This is a genomic window from Brevibacillus sp. FSL L8-0520 (assembly GCF_037963895.1).
Classification (GTDB): Bacteria; Bacillota; Bacilli; order Brevibacillales; family Brevibacillaceae; genus Brevibacillus; species Brevibacillus borstelensis.
In genome coordinates, this window is the sequence record NZ_CP150171.1 from 1,461,692 (window position 1) to 1,478,929 (window position 17,238).

The 17,238-nt window shown below is 54.0% G+C and carries 14 protein-coding genes and 1 pseudogene; 12 read left to right on the forward strand and 3 right to left on the reverse strand.

Translation table 11 applies throughout. The features are described 5' to 3' along the window. The first annotated feature begins 64 nt into the window (after positions 1 to 64). From NSQ24_RS07470 to nrdJ, 10 genes are all read left to right on the forward strand, one after another. Entirely contained in the window at positions 65 to 157 is a 93-nt protein-coding gene (locus NSQ24_RS07470; protein ID WP_221175480.1) for a putative holin-like toxin, read from the forward strand. Between the two features lie 255 nt (positions 158 to 412). After that, positions 413 to 3,841, forward strand: a complete 3,429-nt coding sequence (locus NSQ24_RS07475) for a DNA polymerase III subunit alpha (RefSeq protein WP_031932233.1) — start codon at positions 413 to 415, stop codon at positions 3,839 to 3,841. 156 nt (positions 3,842 to 3,997) lie between these two features. Further along, positions 3,998 to 5,242 (forward strand): malic enzyme-like NAD(P)-binding protein, encoded by a 1,245-nt coding sequence (locus tag NSQ24_RS07480; protein WP_003388007.1) that lies wholly within the window; start codon positions 3,998 to 4,000, stop codon positions 5,240 to 5,242. 91 nt (positions 5,243 to 5,333) lie between these two features. Beyond that, positions 5,334 to 6,005, forward strand: a complete 672-nt coding sequence (locus NSQ24_RS07485) for a FadR/GntR family transcriptional regulator (protein WP_003388006.1) — start codon at positions 5,334 to 5,336, stop codon at positions 6,003 to 6,005. Positions 6,006 to 6,090: 85 nt separating this feature from the next. Next, on the forward strand, positions 6,091 to 6,273 hold the full coding sequence (locus tag NSQ24_RS07490; protein WP_003388005.1) for a hypothetical protein: 183 nt from the start codon (positions 6,091 to 6,093) through the stop codon (positions 6,271 to 6,273). 21 nt (positions 6,274 to 6,294) lie between these two features. Further along, on the forward strand, positions 6,295 to 7,203 hold the full coding sequence (gene accD, locus NSQ24_RS07495) for an acetyl-CoA carboxylase, carboxyltransferase subunit beta (protein WP_172921042.1): 909 nt from the start codon (positions 6,295 to 6,297) through the stop codon (positions 7,201 to 7,203). 2 nt (positions 7,204 to 7,205) lie between these two features. Continuing rightward, entirely contained in the window at positions 7,206 to 8,162 is a 957-nt protein-coding gene (accA, locus tag NSQ24_RS07500) for an acetyl-CoA carboxylase carboxyl transferase subunit alpha (protein ID WP_003388001.1), read from the forward strand. 220 nt (positions 8,163 to 8,382) lie between these two features. Further along, positions 8,383 to 9,342 carry a 6-phosphofructokinase gene (gene pfkA, locus NSQ24_RS07505; RefSeq protein WP_003388000.1) on the forward strand — a complete coding sequence of 320 codons (960 nt, stop codon included), beginning with the start codon at positions 8,383 to 8,385 and terminating at the stop codon, positions 9,340 to 9,342. Between the two features lie 31 nt (positions 9,343 to 9,373). Further along, entirely contained in the window at positions 9,374 to 11,128 is a 1,755-nt protein-coding gene (gene pyk / locus NSQ24_RS07510; RefSeq protein WP_003387999.1) for a pyruvate kinase, read from the forward strand. Positions 11,129 to 11,588: 460 nt separating this feature from the next. Next, positions 11,589 to 13,844 (forward strand): ribonucleoside-triphosphate reductase, adenosylcobalamin-dependent, encoded by a 2,256-nt coding sequence (nrdJ, locus tag NSQ24_RS07515; protein ID WP_003387997.1) that lies wholly within the window; start codon positions 11,589 to 11,591, stop codon positions 13,842 to 13,844. A 63-nt stretch (positions 13,845 to 13,907) separates the two neighbouring features. Here the strand turns inward: nrdJ and NSQ24_RS07520 are convergent, their stop codons facing one another. Both NSQ24_RS07520 and NSQ24_RS07525 read right to left on the reverse strand, forming a co-directional pair. Then, positions 13,908 to 14,396 carry an NUDIX hydrolase gene (locus NSQ24_RS07520; protein ID WP_031932235.1) on the reverse strand — a complete coding sequence of 163 codons (489 nt, stop codon included), beginning with the start codon at positions 14,394 to 14,396 and terminating at the stop codon, positions 13,908 to 13,910. Between the two features lie 51 nt (positions 14,397 to 14,447). Continuing rightward, positions 14,448 to 14,684, reverse strand: a pseudogene (locus tag NSQ24_RS07525) (NIPSNAP family protein); the annotation flags it as partial. 194 nt (positions 14,685 to 14,878) lie between these two features. Here NSQ24_RS07525 and NSQ24_RS07530 point away from each other — a divergent pair. Further along, entirely contained in the window at positions 14,879 to 15,310 is a 432-nt protein-coding gene (locus NSQ24_RS07530; protein ID WP_243014449.1) for a thioesterase family protein, read from the forward strand. A 2-nt stretch (positions 15,311 to 15,312) separates the two neighbouring features. After that, on the forward strand, positions 15,313 to 15,711 hold the full coding sequence (locus NSQ24_RS07535) for an FxsA family protein (RefSeq protein ID WP_003387993.1): 399 nt from the start codon (positions 15,313 to 15,315) through the stop codon (positions 15,709 to 15,711). 44 nt (positions 15,712 to 15,755) lie between these two features. Here NSQ24_RS07535 and ytvI read toward each other — a convergent pair whose 3' ends face one another. Beyond that, the gene (gene ytvI / locus NSQ24_RS07540) at positions 15,756 to 16,886 is read right to left on the reverse strand and encodes a sporulation integral membrane protein YtvI (protein ID WP_003387992.1); all 1,131 of its coding nucleotides are present in this window, start codon (positions 16,884 to 16,886) and stop codon (positions 15,756 to 15,758) included. Positions 16,887 to 17,238: the final 352 nt, after the last annotated feature.

A 17,238-nucleotide genomic window follows, 5' to 3' on the forward strand; every position in this document is an offset into this window, starting at 1 on the left:
AATCCGGACAGCTTGCCAGGGGCAGCGAGCTCATCCCCACTTTGGAAGGAAGGGGGGTGATGCCATGACTGTATTCGAAGCCATCAGTCTTATGCTGTCTTTCGGTTCCCTGGTCGTTCTACTCGTCACCCATGATCTGAGCAACAAAAAGAAGTAGCTCGCACCTGACGGATCTTTTCGGCGAGCTACCTCTTTCCGGCGGGCCGCTCCTCTGCGGGCACCGATTGTACTTGACCGGAGCGCGGCAACGCTTCGGTCCTTTTCTTTCACTATACCTTCCGCACGCGTGATTGTAAAGGCAGGCCGCGCGGATGCGGGGTCTTTGACCGAAGCGTTTTTTATCGGGAACCACTTCGTTATAATGAAGAGAGAAAGAAAAAGAAGACGGGAAAGCAGGAAAGGGAGAATCGAGATGACCCCCTTTGTGCATTTGCATGTGCATACGGAATACAGTTTGCTCGACGGGGCGGCACGAGTGGAGAAGCTGGTGCAGCGAGCCGCAGAGCTGGGAATGAAAGCGTTGGCTGTGACGGACCATGCCAATTTGTATGCGGCTGTCCCCTTTTACAAGGCCTGTAAAGAAGCGGGGATCAAGCCGATCATCGGGATGGAGGTCTATGTAATAGAAGGAAACCTTCAGGATCGGGTCCGGAGTGCGCCGCCGCCCAGCCATCTGGTCTTGCTGGCAGAAAATCAGGAAGGGTACGCCAATCTTTTAAAGCTGGCCACAATCGCAGGCACGGATGGTCATTTTATTTTGCCCCGTTTGAATAAAGAGGCGCTGGCGAAGCATAGGCAAGGCTTGATCGCTCTTAGCGGCTGCAGGGAAGGAGAGGTGGCCAGAGCTCTGCTGTCTGGCGATGCGGAGGAGGCCAAACGGGCAGCTTTGTGGTACCGGGATGTATACGGCCCGCAGCATTTTTATCTGGAGCTGCAGGATCACGGGCTGGAGATCGAGCGCCGCCTCAATCAGCGCCTGCTCAGACTCGGTCATGAGCTGGGACTGCCGCTCGTGGTCACGAACAACGTCCATTACGTCTACCAAAAGCAGCACCGCGAGCATGATATTTTGCTGGCGATCGGACAGGGAAAAACGGTCGATGAAGAAAACCGTTTCCGCTACGAGACGGACCAGTACTATCTGAAAAGCGGCGAGGAGATGGCCAAGCTGTTTGCCCATGTGCCTGGTGCACTGGCCAATACGGTAGAGATTGCGGAGCGCTGCCAATGGGAATTGTCGTTTGGACAGCACATCCTGCCGAAATATCCGCTGGAGGAAGGACAGGATCCGACAGCATATTTGCGCGAGCTGTGCGAGCGGGGCTGCATCGAGCGTTACGGGACGATGACGGATGAAATCCGCGAACGGCTCGATCATGAGCTGTCCATCATTACCCGCACAGGCTTTACGGACTACTTTCTGATCGTCTGGGACTTCATGCGTTTTGCTCATGAAGCAGGAATCGCGACGGGACCGGGAAGGGGATCGGCGGCGGGCAGTCTGGTCGCCTACGCCCTCAAGATCACGAATGTCGACCCGATTGCGTTCAACCTCTTGTTTGAGCGGTTTCTCAATCCCGAGCGGGTCACGATGCCTGATATCGACATCGATTTTTCCGTGGAGCGGCGGGATGAAGTGATCCACTATGTAGCGGACAAATACGGACGTGACCGCGTTGCCCAGATCATTACCTTTGGAACGATGGCCGCCCGTGCAGCGGTCCGCGACACAGGCAGGGCGCTGGGCATGTCGCTGGCACTGGTAGACCGCGTGGCGAAAATGATCCCGCAGTCGCCGGGAATGACGATCGACAAAGCGTTCCAGCTCAATCCGGACCTCGGCAAGCTGTGTGCGGAAAATATCCAGGCACGCCAGTTGATCGAGACGGCCAAGGGAGTAGAGGGGCTGCCGCGTCACGCCTCCACGCATGCGGCGGGAGTGGTTATTGCCCCTGAACCGTTGACTGCGTATGTCCCGCTGCAGACAGGCAGTGAAGGCTTGGCCCTGACACAGTTTCCGATGGAGGATTTGGAGGAAATCGGGCTGTTGAAAATGGATTTTCTCGGCCTGCGCAACCTTACCATTATTCAGGAAGCGCTTCGGCATTTGCGCCAGGCTGGCGTAGACGTGGACCTGGAGAACATTCCGCCGGACGATCCGAAGACATTCCAGATGCTCAGCCGCGGAGAGACGACCGGTGTCTTTCAGTTGGAGTCGACCGGCTTTCGCAATGTTTTGCGGGACCTGAAGCCGACCGGACTCGATGACATCATCGCCGTACTGGCACTGTACCGTCCGGGGCCGATGGAGATTATCCCGCAGTACATCCGGGCCAAACACAAAGAGAGCTCCGTTCAGTATGCTCATCCCGATCTGGAGCCGATTCTGAGGGAAACGCATGGCTTCATGATCTACCAGGAGCAGATCATGCAGATTTCCTCCCGACTGGCCGGCTTTAGTCTGGGCGAAGCGGATATACTGCGGCGCGCCGTGGGCAAGAAAAAGCGGGAGCTGTTAAACGAGCAGCGGGAAAAGTTCGTCGCCGGCTGTATCCGCCAAGGCTACGGGGAGAAGCTTGGCCACGAGATTTACGATTTGATCGTCCGTTTTGCCGATTACGGATTCAATAAAGCCCATTCCGTCGCCTATGCGATGATTGCCTATCACATGGCCTATCTCAAGGCCAACTATCCGCTCGCGTTCATGGCTGCCCTCCTTTCGCTGTCCATCGGCAGCCAGACGAGAATTGCGGAGTACACGGAGGAGGCGCGCCGCCTGCATTTGCAGGTATTGCCGCCTGATGTAAATGAAAGCGAGGCTTACTTTACGGTTAGCCGCGATGCCATCCGCTTTGGCCTTGCAGCCGTCAAGAACGTCGGCTACGGAGCGATTGAATCGATTGTGCGGGAGCGGGCAAAACGGCCGTACCGCGACTTGTTTGACTTCTGTGCCCGGGTGGACGGACGACTGGTCAACAGGAGGGTCGTCGAATCATTGATCCTTTGCGGCGCGCTGGACTCGCTGCCGGGACACCGGAGCCAGTTGATGGTGCTCCTGGACGAGGCGATGGGCAAGGCGACAAGCAAGCGAAGCGAACGGGATGCCGACCAGCTCAACCTGTTTGCCGGAGACAGCGAAGCGGATTCCCTCCGTCAGCCGTCGGAATATCCGGAGGTGCCGCCTTTTTCCAGCAGCCAGCAGCTGAAGGAGGAGCGCGATCTGCTCGGCGTCTATCTGTCCGGCCATCCGCTGGATCAGTATTCGCATCTCTTCAACCGGCCAGAGGTGCACGCCGTATCGGCTCTGTCCGAATGTTCCCGGGAGCAGACCGTCAAGATCGTCGGCATGATTACGGAGGAAAAGCGCATCCAGACCAAAAAAGGGGAGCCGATGGCGTTTCTCATGCTAGAGGACAAGACAGCCCAGGTGGAGACCGTTGTCTTTCCAAAGGTGTATGCCAAATACGCGGAGCTGTTGAAAAAAGAGCAGGTCGTCGTAGCAGAGGCGCGGATCGATCATCAGGACGACATCGTGAAGCTGATTGCCAACCGCTTTTGGGATGCCGCCTCGCTGCCCAAGCCATCCATGGAACCCGTGTTGTTTGTCAAAATATCGGCAGAGCAGGAGCATGATTCGACGCTTCACAGCCTGCAGCGCCTTTTTGTCGAAAAAAGAGGTACGATTCCCGTCGTTCTGTACTACGAGGGGAAAAGACGGACAATTCGCCTTCCGGATGCCATTCGGGTAGAGGTGGACGAGTCATTTTTGGAGCAAGCGCGAGAAATTGTGGGACGTGACAGCGTAATTCAAAAAGAATTGCCCGTAAACGGGGGAGGATGACCAAAGTCCTCCCTTTTTTGCCGATTTCGAGAGGTTTACAGGAGAAACGGTTTTGCTATAATGAGAACATAATTTAAAAAAGTGGTCTGACCACTAAGCGCAGGTTCAGTATAGATAGCCCAAACATACATACAAATGAAGAATGGAGTGGTACTTGTGTCCAATTTACGAGAGGAAGCACTGGAACTTCACAGAAAACATCAGGGGAAACTGGAGGCTGTAACCAAGGTGCCGGTGCGCAATGCGCACGATCTGAGCCTGGCATATTCCCCAGGTGTTGCCGAGCCTTGCAAGGAGATTTTCGACGACCCGGCGAAAGTATACGAGTACACCATGAAGGGAAACCTCGTAGCCGTTGTCAGCGACGGTACAGCCGTACTCGGACTGGGCAATATCGGACCTGAGGCCGCTATGCCGGTTATGGAGGGCAAGGCGGTCCTGTTCAAGTCGTTCGCAGGCGTTGACGCGTTCCCGATCTGCCTGAATACAACCGACGTGGACAAAATCGTCGAAACTGTAAAAATGCTGGAGCCGACCTTTGGCGGGGTAAACCTGGAAGACATCGCGGCGCCTGCCTGCTTCGAGGTAGAAGAGCGCCTGAAGCGCGAGACCAATATCCCGATCTTCCACGATGACCAGCACGGTACGGCAATCGTTACTGCTGCCGGTCTGATCAATGCCCTGCGCGTTGTCGGCAAAAAGCTGGAAGAAATCCGTGTCGTAGCCAACGGGGCCGGGGCAGCGGGGATCGCCATCATCAAGCTTCTGTTGTCCATGGGCGTGAAGGAAGTCATCATGTGCGACACCAAAGGCATCGTGTACGAAGGCCGTACGTTCGGCATGAACCCGATCAAGGAAGAAATGGCGAAGATCACCAACCGCCAAAAGCTGGAAGGAAATCTGGCTGATGCGATGAAGGGCGCTGACGTATTCATCGGCGTTTCGGTAGCCGGCGCTGTCACGCCGGAAATGGTGAAATCGATGAACCGCGACGCGATCATCTTCGCGATGGCAAACCCGACTCCCGAGATCATGCCGGAAGAGGCGAAAGCGGCTGGGGCGGCTGTCGTCGGTACGGGCCGTTCCGACTTCCCGAACCAGGTAAACAACGTACTCGCATTCCCGGGCATTTTCCGCGGCGCGCTCGATACGCGCGCAACAGCAATCAACGAAGAGATGAAGCTGGCAGCCGTTTACGCCATCGCCGACCTCATCTCGGCCGAAGAGCTGTCTGCGGACAAGGTAATTCCGGCTCCGTTTGACCCGCGCGTGGCTCCACAGGTAGCTGCGGCCGTGGCAAAAGCGGCGATGGAGACAGGCGTAGCTCGCCTTTCCGTCGATCCGGAGGCGATCCGCCAAAAAACGGCGGCGCTGACAGCCATTTCCTATCAAAAAGCGTAAATTGCGGACGTCATGTGACTAACACCCTCCGGGACAAAGCGATCCTTGGAGGGTGCTTCACCGAAGGCAATCGGGGAGGAGGAGCGAAAGGATGCTTGATTCGCTACAGGAGAGAAAGGTATACGAAGGCATTCTCCTGCAAATCCATCAGATCGTTCAAGAAAAAAATTTGCGTCCTGGTGACAAGCTGCCCTCCGAGCGGGAGCTGTCCGAGCAGCTGGGTGCCGGCCGTTCGTCTGTACGCGAAGCGCTGCGGGCATTGGAACTGCTTGGCCTGATCGAAACCCGCAGGGGAGAAGGCACCTTTTTAAAGCATTACCGTCACAACCGCCTGATTGATATTCTCGGCTTTTTTATCCTCCGGGATTACAAAACGAAAAAAGATTTGATTGAGATGCGCCAGGTCCTGGAGCTGGATGCGGTTCGGATGGCTTGCCGCCGGGCTACCGCGAAGCACTTTGAAGAAATGGAGCGGATCCTCGCTGCGGCAGAGGAGCGGATCGAACAGGGAGAAATTCCGACTGAAGAGGATTACCAGTTCCACCGCGTTATCTGCCGCTCCAGCCGCAATTCCATCCTCCACCGGATTTGGGCGCCGCTTGTGGAATACAGCGATTCTGTCCGCAGTGAATCGCTCTCCCGTGAAGGACGGGCCAGATCAGCAGTAAACGAGCATCGTCAGATCATGGAAGCGATACGAGCAGGAGACGAGGAGCAGGCTGTAGAACGGATGAGAAAGCATCTGGAAAACTCCAAGCTCTGACTTCTCCCGGCCCGATTTGCGGCAGTTGCTGGGGCTGTGATATGATGATGCAGACCTGTATTGGACGATCAAGGAGGAAGCCACCATGTGGACGGTCATCTATATCGCTCCCAGCGAAAAAATCGCGGAACGGATACAGCAACGATTGACAGATGAAGGATTCCTGGTAAAGGTTCGCGAGGCGAAGGTCTCCAAACAGTACGAGATTCTCGTCCCCGAGAGCGAGGTACACGAAGTCCAGGAAGTACTCGGCACGATCCTTCACTGAAGGGAAAGGTGAGGTGTAACTGTGCTTAAGGATCTCTTTGGTAAAAAGCGCAAATTTGCTACAGTCCCCTCGGAAACAATATCGCGTGGAACTCCCCAGGCTGACGGCGCTGTCGAAGCCGTCACAAAAGGCAAGGAAGTTCCCGAGGGACTGATGAATAAGTGTCCGCATTGCGGAACGATTCACTACTCCAAGGACCTGGAGAAGAATCTCCGCGTTTGCAAGGGATGCCAGTTCCATTTTTCGATGTCGGCGCCGGAGCGCATTGCGGCATTGCTTGACGACGGCGTGCTGACCGAAGAATTCGACACGGATTTGGTGACAGCCAACCCGCTTGGCTTCCCAGGCTACCTGGAAAAAGTGGAAAAGGATATGGAAGCGACGAATCTGAAAGAGGCGATCATGACAGGCGAAGGGCTTCTGGATGGGCAGCGCGTCATTATCGGCGTAATGGATTCGCGTTTTCGCATGGCCAGCATGGGCTCGGTCGTCGGTGAAAAAATTACGAGGGCGATCGAACAGGCTGCAGAGCGCAAGCTTCCCTTTATCCTTTTTTCGGCTTCAGGCGGTGCGCGGATGCAGGAAGGCGTGCTCAGTCTGATGCAGATGGCGAAAACAAGCGCGGCATTGGCAAAGCTGGACCGGGAACGCCAGTTGTTCGTGTCTGTCCTGACCAACCCTACTTACGGGGGTGTCTCTGCCAGCTTTGCTTCCCTTGGCGATTACAATATTGCCGAGCCTGGAGCGATGATTGGCTTTGCCGGCAGACGCGTAATTGAGCAGACAATCCGTCAGGAGCTGCCAAAAGACTTTCAAACAGCCGAGTTCTTGCTGAATCACGGGCAACTCGATATGGTTGTGCATCGCAAGGACATGCGCTTGACGCTATCCAAGCTCGTTGAGATGCACACGATTCGGGAGGGAGTATAAAGATGGCGAACGAACTTCCCTTTGAAAAACCATTGGTGGAGTTGCAGGATAAAATCAAGGAATTGCGCAGGTTCACCGAAGAAAAAGGGATTGATTTTTCCGAAGAAGTAGCGCGGTTGGAGCAGAAGGCCAAGGATTTGGCCGAACAGATCTACGGAAGCCTGACGCCGTGGCAGCGCGTACAGCTCGCCCGTCACCCGGAGCGACCCACCACATTGGACTACATTGATCATATTTTTACTGATTTTCTGGAAGTGCACGGTGATCGTTTATTCGGAGACGACCTGGCGATTGTCGGGGGCATTGCCAAGCTGGACGGACGTCCGGTTACCATTGTCGGGCACCAAAAAGGCAAAGATACAAAGGACAACATCAAGCGCAATTTCGGTATGGCCCATCCCGAAGGCTACCGCAAAGCGCTCCGCATCATGCAGCAGGCTGACAAATTTGGCCGTCCGATCATCTGCTTCATCAACACCTCGGGGGCGTATCCGGGGAAAGCGGCGGAGGAGCGGGGGCAAAGCGAAGCGATTGCCCGCAACCTGTTGGAGATGGCGAGATTTCGCGTGCCGATCATCTGTGTCGTGATCGGTGAAGGCGGCAGCGGCGGAGCTTTGGCGATCGGAGTGGGGAACCGCGTCTATATGCTGGAGAATTCCTATTACTCCGTGATCGCACCGGAAAGCGCGGCGGCCATTCTGTGGAGAGATGCCAGTCTGGCGATGCGCGCGGCGGAAACGATGAAGATCACGGCTCCCGACCTGAAGGCACTGGGAGTTATCGAGGACATTATCGAGGAGCCGTTTGGCGGCGCTCACCGCGATGTGATGCTGCAAGCTTCTCTCGTCAAGGCCAAGCTGCTGGAAGGGCTGAAACAGCTAGAACAGCTCAGTCCAGAAGAATTGATACAGGATCGTTACGAGAAATTTAAACAGATCGGTTCTTACGCCTCCCTCTAAAATGGGGGGCGCTTTTTGCTTTTTTCTGTCGATAAAATCTGATACAATCGTATTCGTAACCGGGACTTGTCAGATCTTTCTAAAAGTATAGCACATTGCTCCCGTGAGTGTAACAGATATGTCCTTGTGACTAATACAGCGTGTAAGAAAGGGAATATCGTACATACTGTTTTGGTTTCAAGGCATCCTAATGACGGAAAGAATGGATGAGGTGGTTTCCATGCAGAAAATTGCAGTTTTAACCAGCGGCGGGGATGCACCCGGCATGAACGCAGCCGTGCGCGCAGCAGTCAGGCGAGCCGCGTACCACGGGATTCAAATGTATGGCGTGTATCATGGCTACGAGGGTTTGATGTATGGCGATATACAGGAAATGACGCTGGGCTCGGTCGGTGATATCATCCACCGCGGCGGAACCATCCTCTATTCAGCGCGAAGTGAAGAATTCAAGACCGAAGTCGGGCAGCAAAAAGCGGTGGATCAACTGAACAGACGCGGAATCGAAGGATTGATCGTCATTGGCGGTGACGGTTCCTTCCGGGGGGCCCAGAAAATGTCCGAAAAGGGTGTCAGGACAATCGGTATTCCCGGCACAATCGACAACGATATCCCTTGCACGGACTTCACCATCGGTTTTGATACCGCATTGAATACAGTTGTCGAAGCCATTGACAAGATCAGGGACACAGCCACATCGCATGAGCGTACCTACATCATTGAAGTGATGGGCAGGGATGCCGGAGATATTGCCCTGTGGGCAGGTCTCGCAGCCGGGGCGGAGTCTATTTTGATCCCAGAAGCGGAGAATGATATCGAGGATATCGTAGAGCGGCTCGAATCGGGACACCGCCGCGGGAAAAAACATACGATCATCATCGTGGCAGAAGGCGTAGGCAGCGCGAATTATTACGCTGACGAGATCAAAAGGCTGACTGGCCTGGAGACGCGTGTAACCGTGCTTGGCCATATTCAGCGGGGAGGCTCGCCGACTGCATTTGACCGGATGCTCGCCAGCCGAATGGGAGCTGCAGCGGTCGATCTGCTGATCGAAGGAAAACGGGACCGCATGGTAGGCATTCGCAACAATGTGATCGTCGACGTCGATTTCCAGGAAGCACTTTCACAAAAGCATCAGCTTGACTTATCCATTTATCAATTGGCACGTACGCTCTCCATTTAATCGGGAGCACATAGCTTAGGAGGGACTTCTTGTGTTACGTAAAGCAAAAATCGTTTGTACCATTGGACCTGCCAGCGAATCAGTCGAGACGCTGAAAAAACTGATTCACGCAGGAATGAACGTAGCTCGGCTAAATTTTTCCCACGGCTCGCATGAAGAGCACGCCGCGCGCATCGTGAATATTCGCCGTGCGTGTGAGGAGACAGGCAAACAGGTAGCGATCCTGCTGGATACCAAAGGGCCGGAGATTCGGACAGGCACACTCGGTGTAGACTCTGTCGAGCTGGTCGAAGGGAATCGGATGATCCTGACGACAGAGGAAGTGGCAGGCACAGCCGAACGCGTCTCCATTACATATGCGGAGCTTCCCCGCGACGTAAAGGCTGGAGACACGATCCTGATCGACGACGGCTTGATCGGACTTTTTGTAGAAAAAGTAGAAGGCAACGAAATTGTGTGCGAGATTAAAAACGGCGGTACACTGAAGAGCAAAAAGGGTGTCAATGTGCCCGGCGTCAAGATCAATCTGCCGGGCATTACGGAGAAGGACGCACAGGATATTGTGTTCGGCATCGAGCAAGGCGTAGATTTTATCGCAGCTTCGTTTGTCCGCAAGGCATCGGACATTCTGGAAATCCGCGAGATTTTGGAGCGTCATCATGCCAAAATCGACATCATCGCCAAGATCGAGAACCAGGAAGGCGTAGACAATGTCGATGAAATTCTCGCTGTTGCCGACGGCTTGATGGTGGCGCGCGGCGACCTTGGCGTCGAGATTCCGGCAGAAGAAGTGCCGCTCGTACAGAAACAGCTGATCAAGAAATGCAACGATCTGGGGAAACCGGTGATTACCGCTACCCAAATGCTCGATTCCATGCAGCGGAACCCGCGTCCGACAAGGGCCGAGGCAAGCGATGTGGCGAACGCCATCTTTGACGGCACCGACGCGATCATGCTCTCCGGCGAAACGGCAGCAGGGAAGTATCCGGTCGAGTCTGTGGAGACGATGAACCGGATCGCGGTCAGAGCGGAACAAGAGCTGAACTACCGGGAAATTCTGTTTGCTCACGCGGTGCAAAAACAGGTGACGATCACGGACGCCATCAGCCAGGCGGTGTCAAATGCGGCGCTGGATCTGGACGCGGCAGCGGTGATTACGGCTACCGAGAGCGGACACACTGCCCGAATGGTGTCCAAATATCGTCCGAAGGCCCCGATCGTGGCGGTCACTCCGCATGAGAGCGTCATGCGCCGACTGGCCCTGGTCAACGGTGTGTATCCGGTGCTCGGAACAGTAGCCAATACAACGGATGAGATGCTGGAGCTGTCCGTGCAGAAATCACTGGAGGCCGGCTTCGTTCGCCACGGCGATTTGGTCGTGATTACGGCAGGCGTTCCGGTACGGGAGGTCGGAACCACCAATCTGATGAAAATCCACGTAATTGGCGACATTGTAGCGAAAGGGCAGGGAATCGGCCGCAAAATCGTGAGTGGCAAGGTTGTCGTTGCCCGTTCGGCTGCTGAAGCATTGGAAAAGACCGAAGCGGGGAGCGTTCTCGTGATGATCGGGACAGACTCCGATATGGTGCCTGCATTTGAAAAAGCGGGGGCAGTTATTACGGAAGAGGGAGGACTAACGTCCCATGCCGCAATCGTCGGGTTGAACCTCAACGTACCGGTCATCGTAGGCGTCAAAAAGGTTACGGACTTGCTGAAAGACGGTCAAACCGTGACTGTTGATGCAGAGCGTGGCCACATTTACACCGGACATGCACGCGTACTGTAGGAACTAGGCAAAAGTGTTTTCCATATAATGGGGAGAGGGTGCCGATATGTACCCTCTCTTTGTCGTGCTTGTTGTCTATCTTCCGCTGGTAGTCTATAGGAGAAAAGTATGGTTTGTTCGAGGCAGGAAGTGAGTATTTTGTGTCGCACGCTTGTCCAATTAGGAATATGTTCCTATCGGACGAGGGGTGCCAATCACAATTTTATCTGGTAAAATTGGATTTTCGCCTGCTCTTGATTGTCTGTCAGCAAAAGCTTGTCAAGTCCTGTTTTTTGCGGAAAACACAATATATTGTGTTGTCGAAAAATCTTTCGCACAATATATAGAAAAATCTATTGTGTTTTTGGGGGAAACATAGTTAACTAGAAAGAGAGATTGCAAGACAAGATGTGGGCACAAGCGCGTAGCTACGGACAGGTACATCGGACGTAGTTTGGCTATATCAGAAGGAGGAACCGAAATGCTGGCAACAGAAACAAGAACCCGTTTTCTGCGGGATGATTTCCTGAATCAATACCCGGATTTTCCGTTACATATGAACCCGTTGGGGCAATTTGTCTACTATCGCACCTACTCCCGGTTTATCCCTGAGCTCGGCAGACGCGAGACGTGGAAAGAAACCTGCCGTCGTTCGATCGACTACAATATGAAGCTGGCTTACCAGCATATGATTAAAATCGGACTCACCCCTGATCTGCGTGAATTGGAGACAGAGGCCGAGGGTCTGTTTGACAACATGTTCAACCTGAAGCAATTCCTGTCCGGACGCACACTTTGGGTTGGCGGCGCGGAAAATGGCGTAGCCGATCTGTATCCGCTGGCCAATTTCAACTGCTCCTTCCTGAACATCAAATCCTGGGAAGATTTGTGCGACCTCTTTTACCTGCTGCTGGTGGGAACAGGAGTGGGCTTCAAGTGCACAAAGCAAATGGCTGAAGGCTTGGCTCCGATCCGGACGAATGTCACTCTGCTTTCTTCCGAGTACAAGCCGCTGCCGATGCATCAGCGACTGGAGCGCTCCGAGCTGAAGGTGCTGGGGAACGGATACGCCAAAATTTACGTTGGCGACAGCAAGGAAGGCTGGGTCGAATCGCTCCGCCACTATCTGCATATTTTGACCGACCCTGCATATGAGCAAATTCATACTGTCAAGATTTCCTATAACAGCGTACGGCCAAAAGGCGAGCGCCTGAAGCGTTTTGGCGGAACTGCCAGCGGCCATGAACCGCTTCGCGAAATGTTCGAAGGCATCGACAAGGTGCTGAAAAACCAGATTGACGCTTCCCTTGATCCGATCGAAGTCGACGAGAAAGGCTACGGCAAGATTCGCCCGATCCACGTCCTCGATATCGGCAATCTGATCGGCGCAAACGTTGTTGTGGGCGGCGTTCGCCGTACGGCAGAGATCTTCCTGTTCGACCACGATGACTATGAGTGCCTGTTTGCCAAATACGGCATCAACGGATTCTGGACAGAGCAGCAGATCGCCCATCACCAAAAAGTGGGAGAGCTGCTCGGCGACAAAAAGCCTTCCTGGTTTGACAACATCCAAAAGGTGGGCGACGGCCGTTTCGGTCTGGATCACCGCCGCATGTCCAACAACTCGATCGCGTTCAACCAAATGCCGAGCCGCGAGTTCCTGCATCTCGTATTCACGATGATGCAGCTGGAGGGCGAACCGGGCTTCGTCAATCTGGAGGAAGCCAACCGCCGCCGTCCGAATGCAGAAGGCCTCAATCCTTGCGCCGAAATCCTGCTGGACTCTTACGGCGTGTGCAACCTGACGACTGTCAACCTGGTCCAATTTGTAAAAGAGAGTCCGGACGGCTCCAAATACCTCGATCTGGACGGACTTCTGGATGCACAGCGCAAATCGGCACGTGCCGGCCTGCGCATGACTCTGGTGACGCTCGAATTGCCTCACTGGGATGTCGTTCAACAGCGCGACAGACTGCTGGGAACCTCTCTGACAGGCGTCAAGGATGCGATCGCATCGCTGGGATATACGGAGGAACAAGAAGTCGAGCTGCTCCGCCTGCTCGGCAATGCAGCCCGCGAAGAGGCCGACCGTTATGCATATGAGCTGCGAGTCAACTCGCCGCTGCTGGTGACCACAGTAAAGCCGGAAGGAACGCTCTCCCAGGTAGCTGGAGGCGTGTCCAGCGGTCTGCACTGGTCGCATTCTCCGTACTACATTCGCCGGATTCGGATCAATGCCGAAGATCCGTTGGCAAAAGCGGTTCAGACATTGGGCTGGACGGTTCATCCCGAGGTGGGGACGCCTGGGGAAACCCATGAGGAGCGCATGGCTAATGCCCGTACGCTGGTAATCGATTTCCCGGTTGCTTCCGGTGCGCGCGAGACGAAAAATGAAGTAAACGCCAAACGCCAGTTTGACACCTACTTCCGTTTCCAAAAAGAGTACACGGAGCACAACTCGTCCAACACCATTACCGTCCGTCCAGAGGAGTGGGACGAGGTAGAGGAGATCGTCTACAGCAATTGGGACAACTTCGTCGGGGTATCCTTCCTGCAGCTGGACGGAGGAACCTATCAACTGGCGCCTTACGAAGCGTGCACGAAAGAACAGTACGAAGCGCTCAAGGCGAGCATGAAGCCGTTTGATCCGGCGATTCTGCAAATGTTCGAAAGCGGGGGAGACTCCGATCTTTCGACGGCAGATTCGTGCGAGACAGGGGCTTGCCCGATTCGTTAATCGCATACATGGATATGAAGAAACCGGAGCCAGAACGGCGCAATCGTTCTGCTCCGGTTTTTGCTATTGCGGTGCGGCTGTCGGTTCTTCCATCCGGTAGATCAGCTCATAGGGGGACAGCCGAAACATCTCCAAGCAGATAGAGCCTTTTGTCAGGGCGTCGAGCGTACGGCTGGCCAGTTGGGGACGGGTGATGTATTCATGCAGGTTTTCCTCTGTCAGTTTGACAAAACGGACATCTGTGGTCTCCTCCGATGTCTGCAAGCAGCCCCCGATGGCGACTCCGCGAAAGCCGACAGCGACGATGGCGCTGCTTACGTTGTGATAGACTCCGGTGATGCCCGTGAGCCGGGCTTCGATGCCGGATTCCTCTCTGATTTCCCTGATGACAGCATCCAGCAGACTCTCGCCGACCTCTACCTGTCCGCCGGGCAGCTCCCATGTATCCTGACGATTTCGGGCCTTCACCAGGAGGACCTCGCCGTCGTCGTTCGTGATATAGCCGAAAGCTGCCACGATGTGCTTGGGCGGGTTGTAGGTGCTGGCAGGAATCAGGAAGTCCTGTTTGCATGACAGGTACAACGGTTCGAGGCTGTTGCGCTTTTCTTGAGCCAGGCGATGCAGTTCGTCAGACTTGACAGCGTTCTCGATTCTTTCATACGCTTCCATGCTGTCGTACTCCCAGATGGCAGTCACTTCGTCGCCGCGCTCTGTCGACCATCGTCCGACCAGCCGGGCACCGTGCTTGAGCTGGGCAGGGAGCAGGTATTCTTGGAAAAAAGATTGAAATGCCGCTTGTCTGGCTGGATCAATTTGATAGGTACGTCGGCGGTACAGCATTTGATCCCTTCTCTCTTTTTCTATTTTTTCCAACTGTATGATAGACGCAACAGTGCAAAAACCGTTTCCCGGATGGAGCCGCCGGGTTGGGAAAGAAGCGGAATGACGAATGGGCGACGCCGATAATCGAGTCGGCAAAAGAAGTAGAAAAGGTGTTGTCTGTGATACAATAAGGATAGAAAGGGGCGATCGCGTTGAACTCGACTGTTTATACGCATCGGATACGTGTTCGGTACAGTGAAACGGACCAGATGGGAGTGGTCTACCATGCGAACTACCTCAATTGGTTTGAAGTGGGACGGACTGAATTTATTCGCGAGACTGGCGTGACCTATCGGAGTCTGGAGGAAAAGGGAATCCTTTTGCCCGTTACAGACGTCTCGTTATCGTATAAGCAGCCGGCACGGTACGATGACTGGGTGGAAATCAGGACGCAGCTGGAGGAGCTGTCTATGGTCCGATTGACGTTCGCTTATGAAATATACCGGGTGGCTGACGAACAACTGCTCGTTGCAGGCAAGACCAAGCATGCGTTTACAACGATGGAGATGAAGCCGATCCGGCTGGCCCGCGTGGTGCCGGAGGTATACGCGCTGCTGGAAGAGCGGTGTGCTGGGGGGAAATAGCCATGCTTTTTCGCATATTGCTTGTTCTGTTTATCGTCGTTCCCGCGGTAGAGCTCTGGGGGCTGATCGCGGTCGGAAAGGTGATCGGTCCATGGTATACGATCGCGCTGGTGATTTTGACCGGCTTTGTCGGAGCGTGGCTGGCCAAGCAGCAGGGGCTGCAGGTCATGCGGATGCTCCAGCTGCAGCTCTCCCGAGGCCAAATGCCTACAGAGACCCTGATTGACGGAGCGCTGGTGCTCTCAGGCGGGATTATGCTCTTGATGCCAGGCTTCTTTTCCGATGTTGTCGGAGTCATTTTCCTTGTTCCCTATACACGGATGATTATTCGCCACTTCATAAAAAGATGGCTGTGGTCGCTGATCTCTTCCGGGCGGGTTCATTTCTTCTTCCGGCGCTGACATCATAAAAACAAGCAAAAAAGGAGGCCGTCGCCTCCTTTTTCTTACGTTTCGGTCCCTTTGATGTACCTCCAAATATCGGTAAATACTTTCGCCTTTACAAGCGCGTTGATCAACACCAGGGAAACAGGCCCGATGATGAGGCCGAGAAATCCGAAAATCTGCAAGCCGACGAACAGAGCGACCAGCGTTAGCAGCGGGTCCAATCCGACGTTTTCGGCAACGACCTTTGGCTCGATAATCTGCCGGAATATCAGCACGACTCCGTACAGGATCGACAAGCCGATGACCAGACTGTAGTTCCCTTTGAAAAACAGGTAAATGATCCACGGGATAAATACCGTCCCTGTGCCAAGGTACGGCAGCAGATCAACGAGACCGGTAATCAGTCCGATCGTGACTGCGTATTCGACCCGCAGGATCAAAAGGCCGATGATGACGATGGCAGCTGTCAACGAAATCAACGTAAGCTGGGCTTTGAGGAAGCCGAACAAAGCGGCTTTCAGATCCTTGAAAATCTCGTCAAGCCGGTTGTTGACGCCGTTTGGGAGAAGCTTTCTGAAGCGCTCTTCCCACAGGAAGAAATCCTTGGCAATGAAAAATGCGCCGAGCAAGGAAATCACGAACACTGTCGCCAGGTTCGGCAGCGACACGAGGAAGTTTTTCAAGCCATCGAGAAACTGCACAATGAGCTGCTGTCCAGCTTGCGTAATCGATGTAATTCCCTGTCTGATCGTGTTGTCCAATTTATCCTTGTACGCAAGGTCCAGATGCGAGTAGAACCATTGAATCTGCTCATACAGGCCGGTCAGAAAATCCTGGGAAATCGTCCGCTGCAGGTATTGAGCAAGCTCGTTGGAAAATCCGGGAAGCTTTCTCGCCAATTCTCCAATCTCTACGACTGTCTCGGTGATGACGAGCGTGACGACGCCGCCGGAAATCGCGATTAAAAGAAGGAGGGCGATCGTTACGGACAGCCACCGGGGGAACTTGGCCTTTCTGGTCAAAAACGTCACAGGCCGATGAATGACAAGTGCGATGACTAAGGAGATTAGAAATGGGTACAGTAAAGGTGATGCGAATACAATGAGCTTGAAGCCGAGATAAATGACAAGGCAAACCCATAAAAACCGAATGATTTGAAAGAGGCGTTCAACCCAGTTATGCCGGTTCAATAGTACTCTCCTTTCTATCCACGGAGGAATAGAGAGATGGATTCGTTGTTTTCATAAATGTTTCCAGGCGGCTGTCCCTCCGATCAGCGTGAAAAAACGATCGTGACCGCTTTGTAACTATTATGCAGTATGCTGGTAGGTGCAAGCAAGCTTTGCCATATACACCGGCTTTTTTGCATCTTGTACATTTATCATTCACAAAATCGCAATAATCTTTTATAATTGTGTCGAATTATGGTTGGATTCTTTTTATAACCATGCAGCAGCAGGACCCGTGGGTCTCTCCTCCCTGATATACGCGTTTTTTATAAAAGCGAATGATTATGTAAGCCGATTTGTCAATCATTCATGT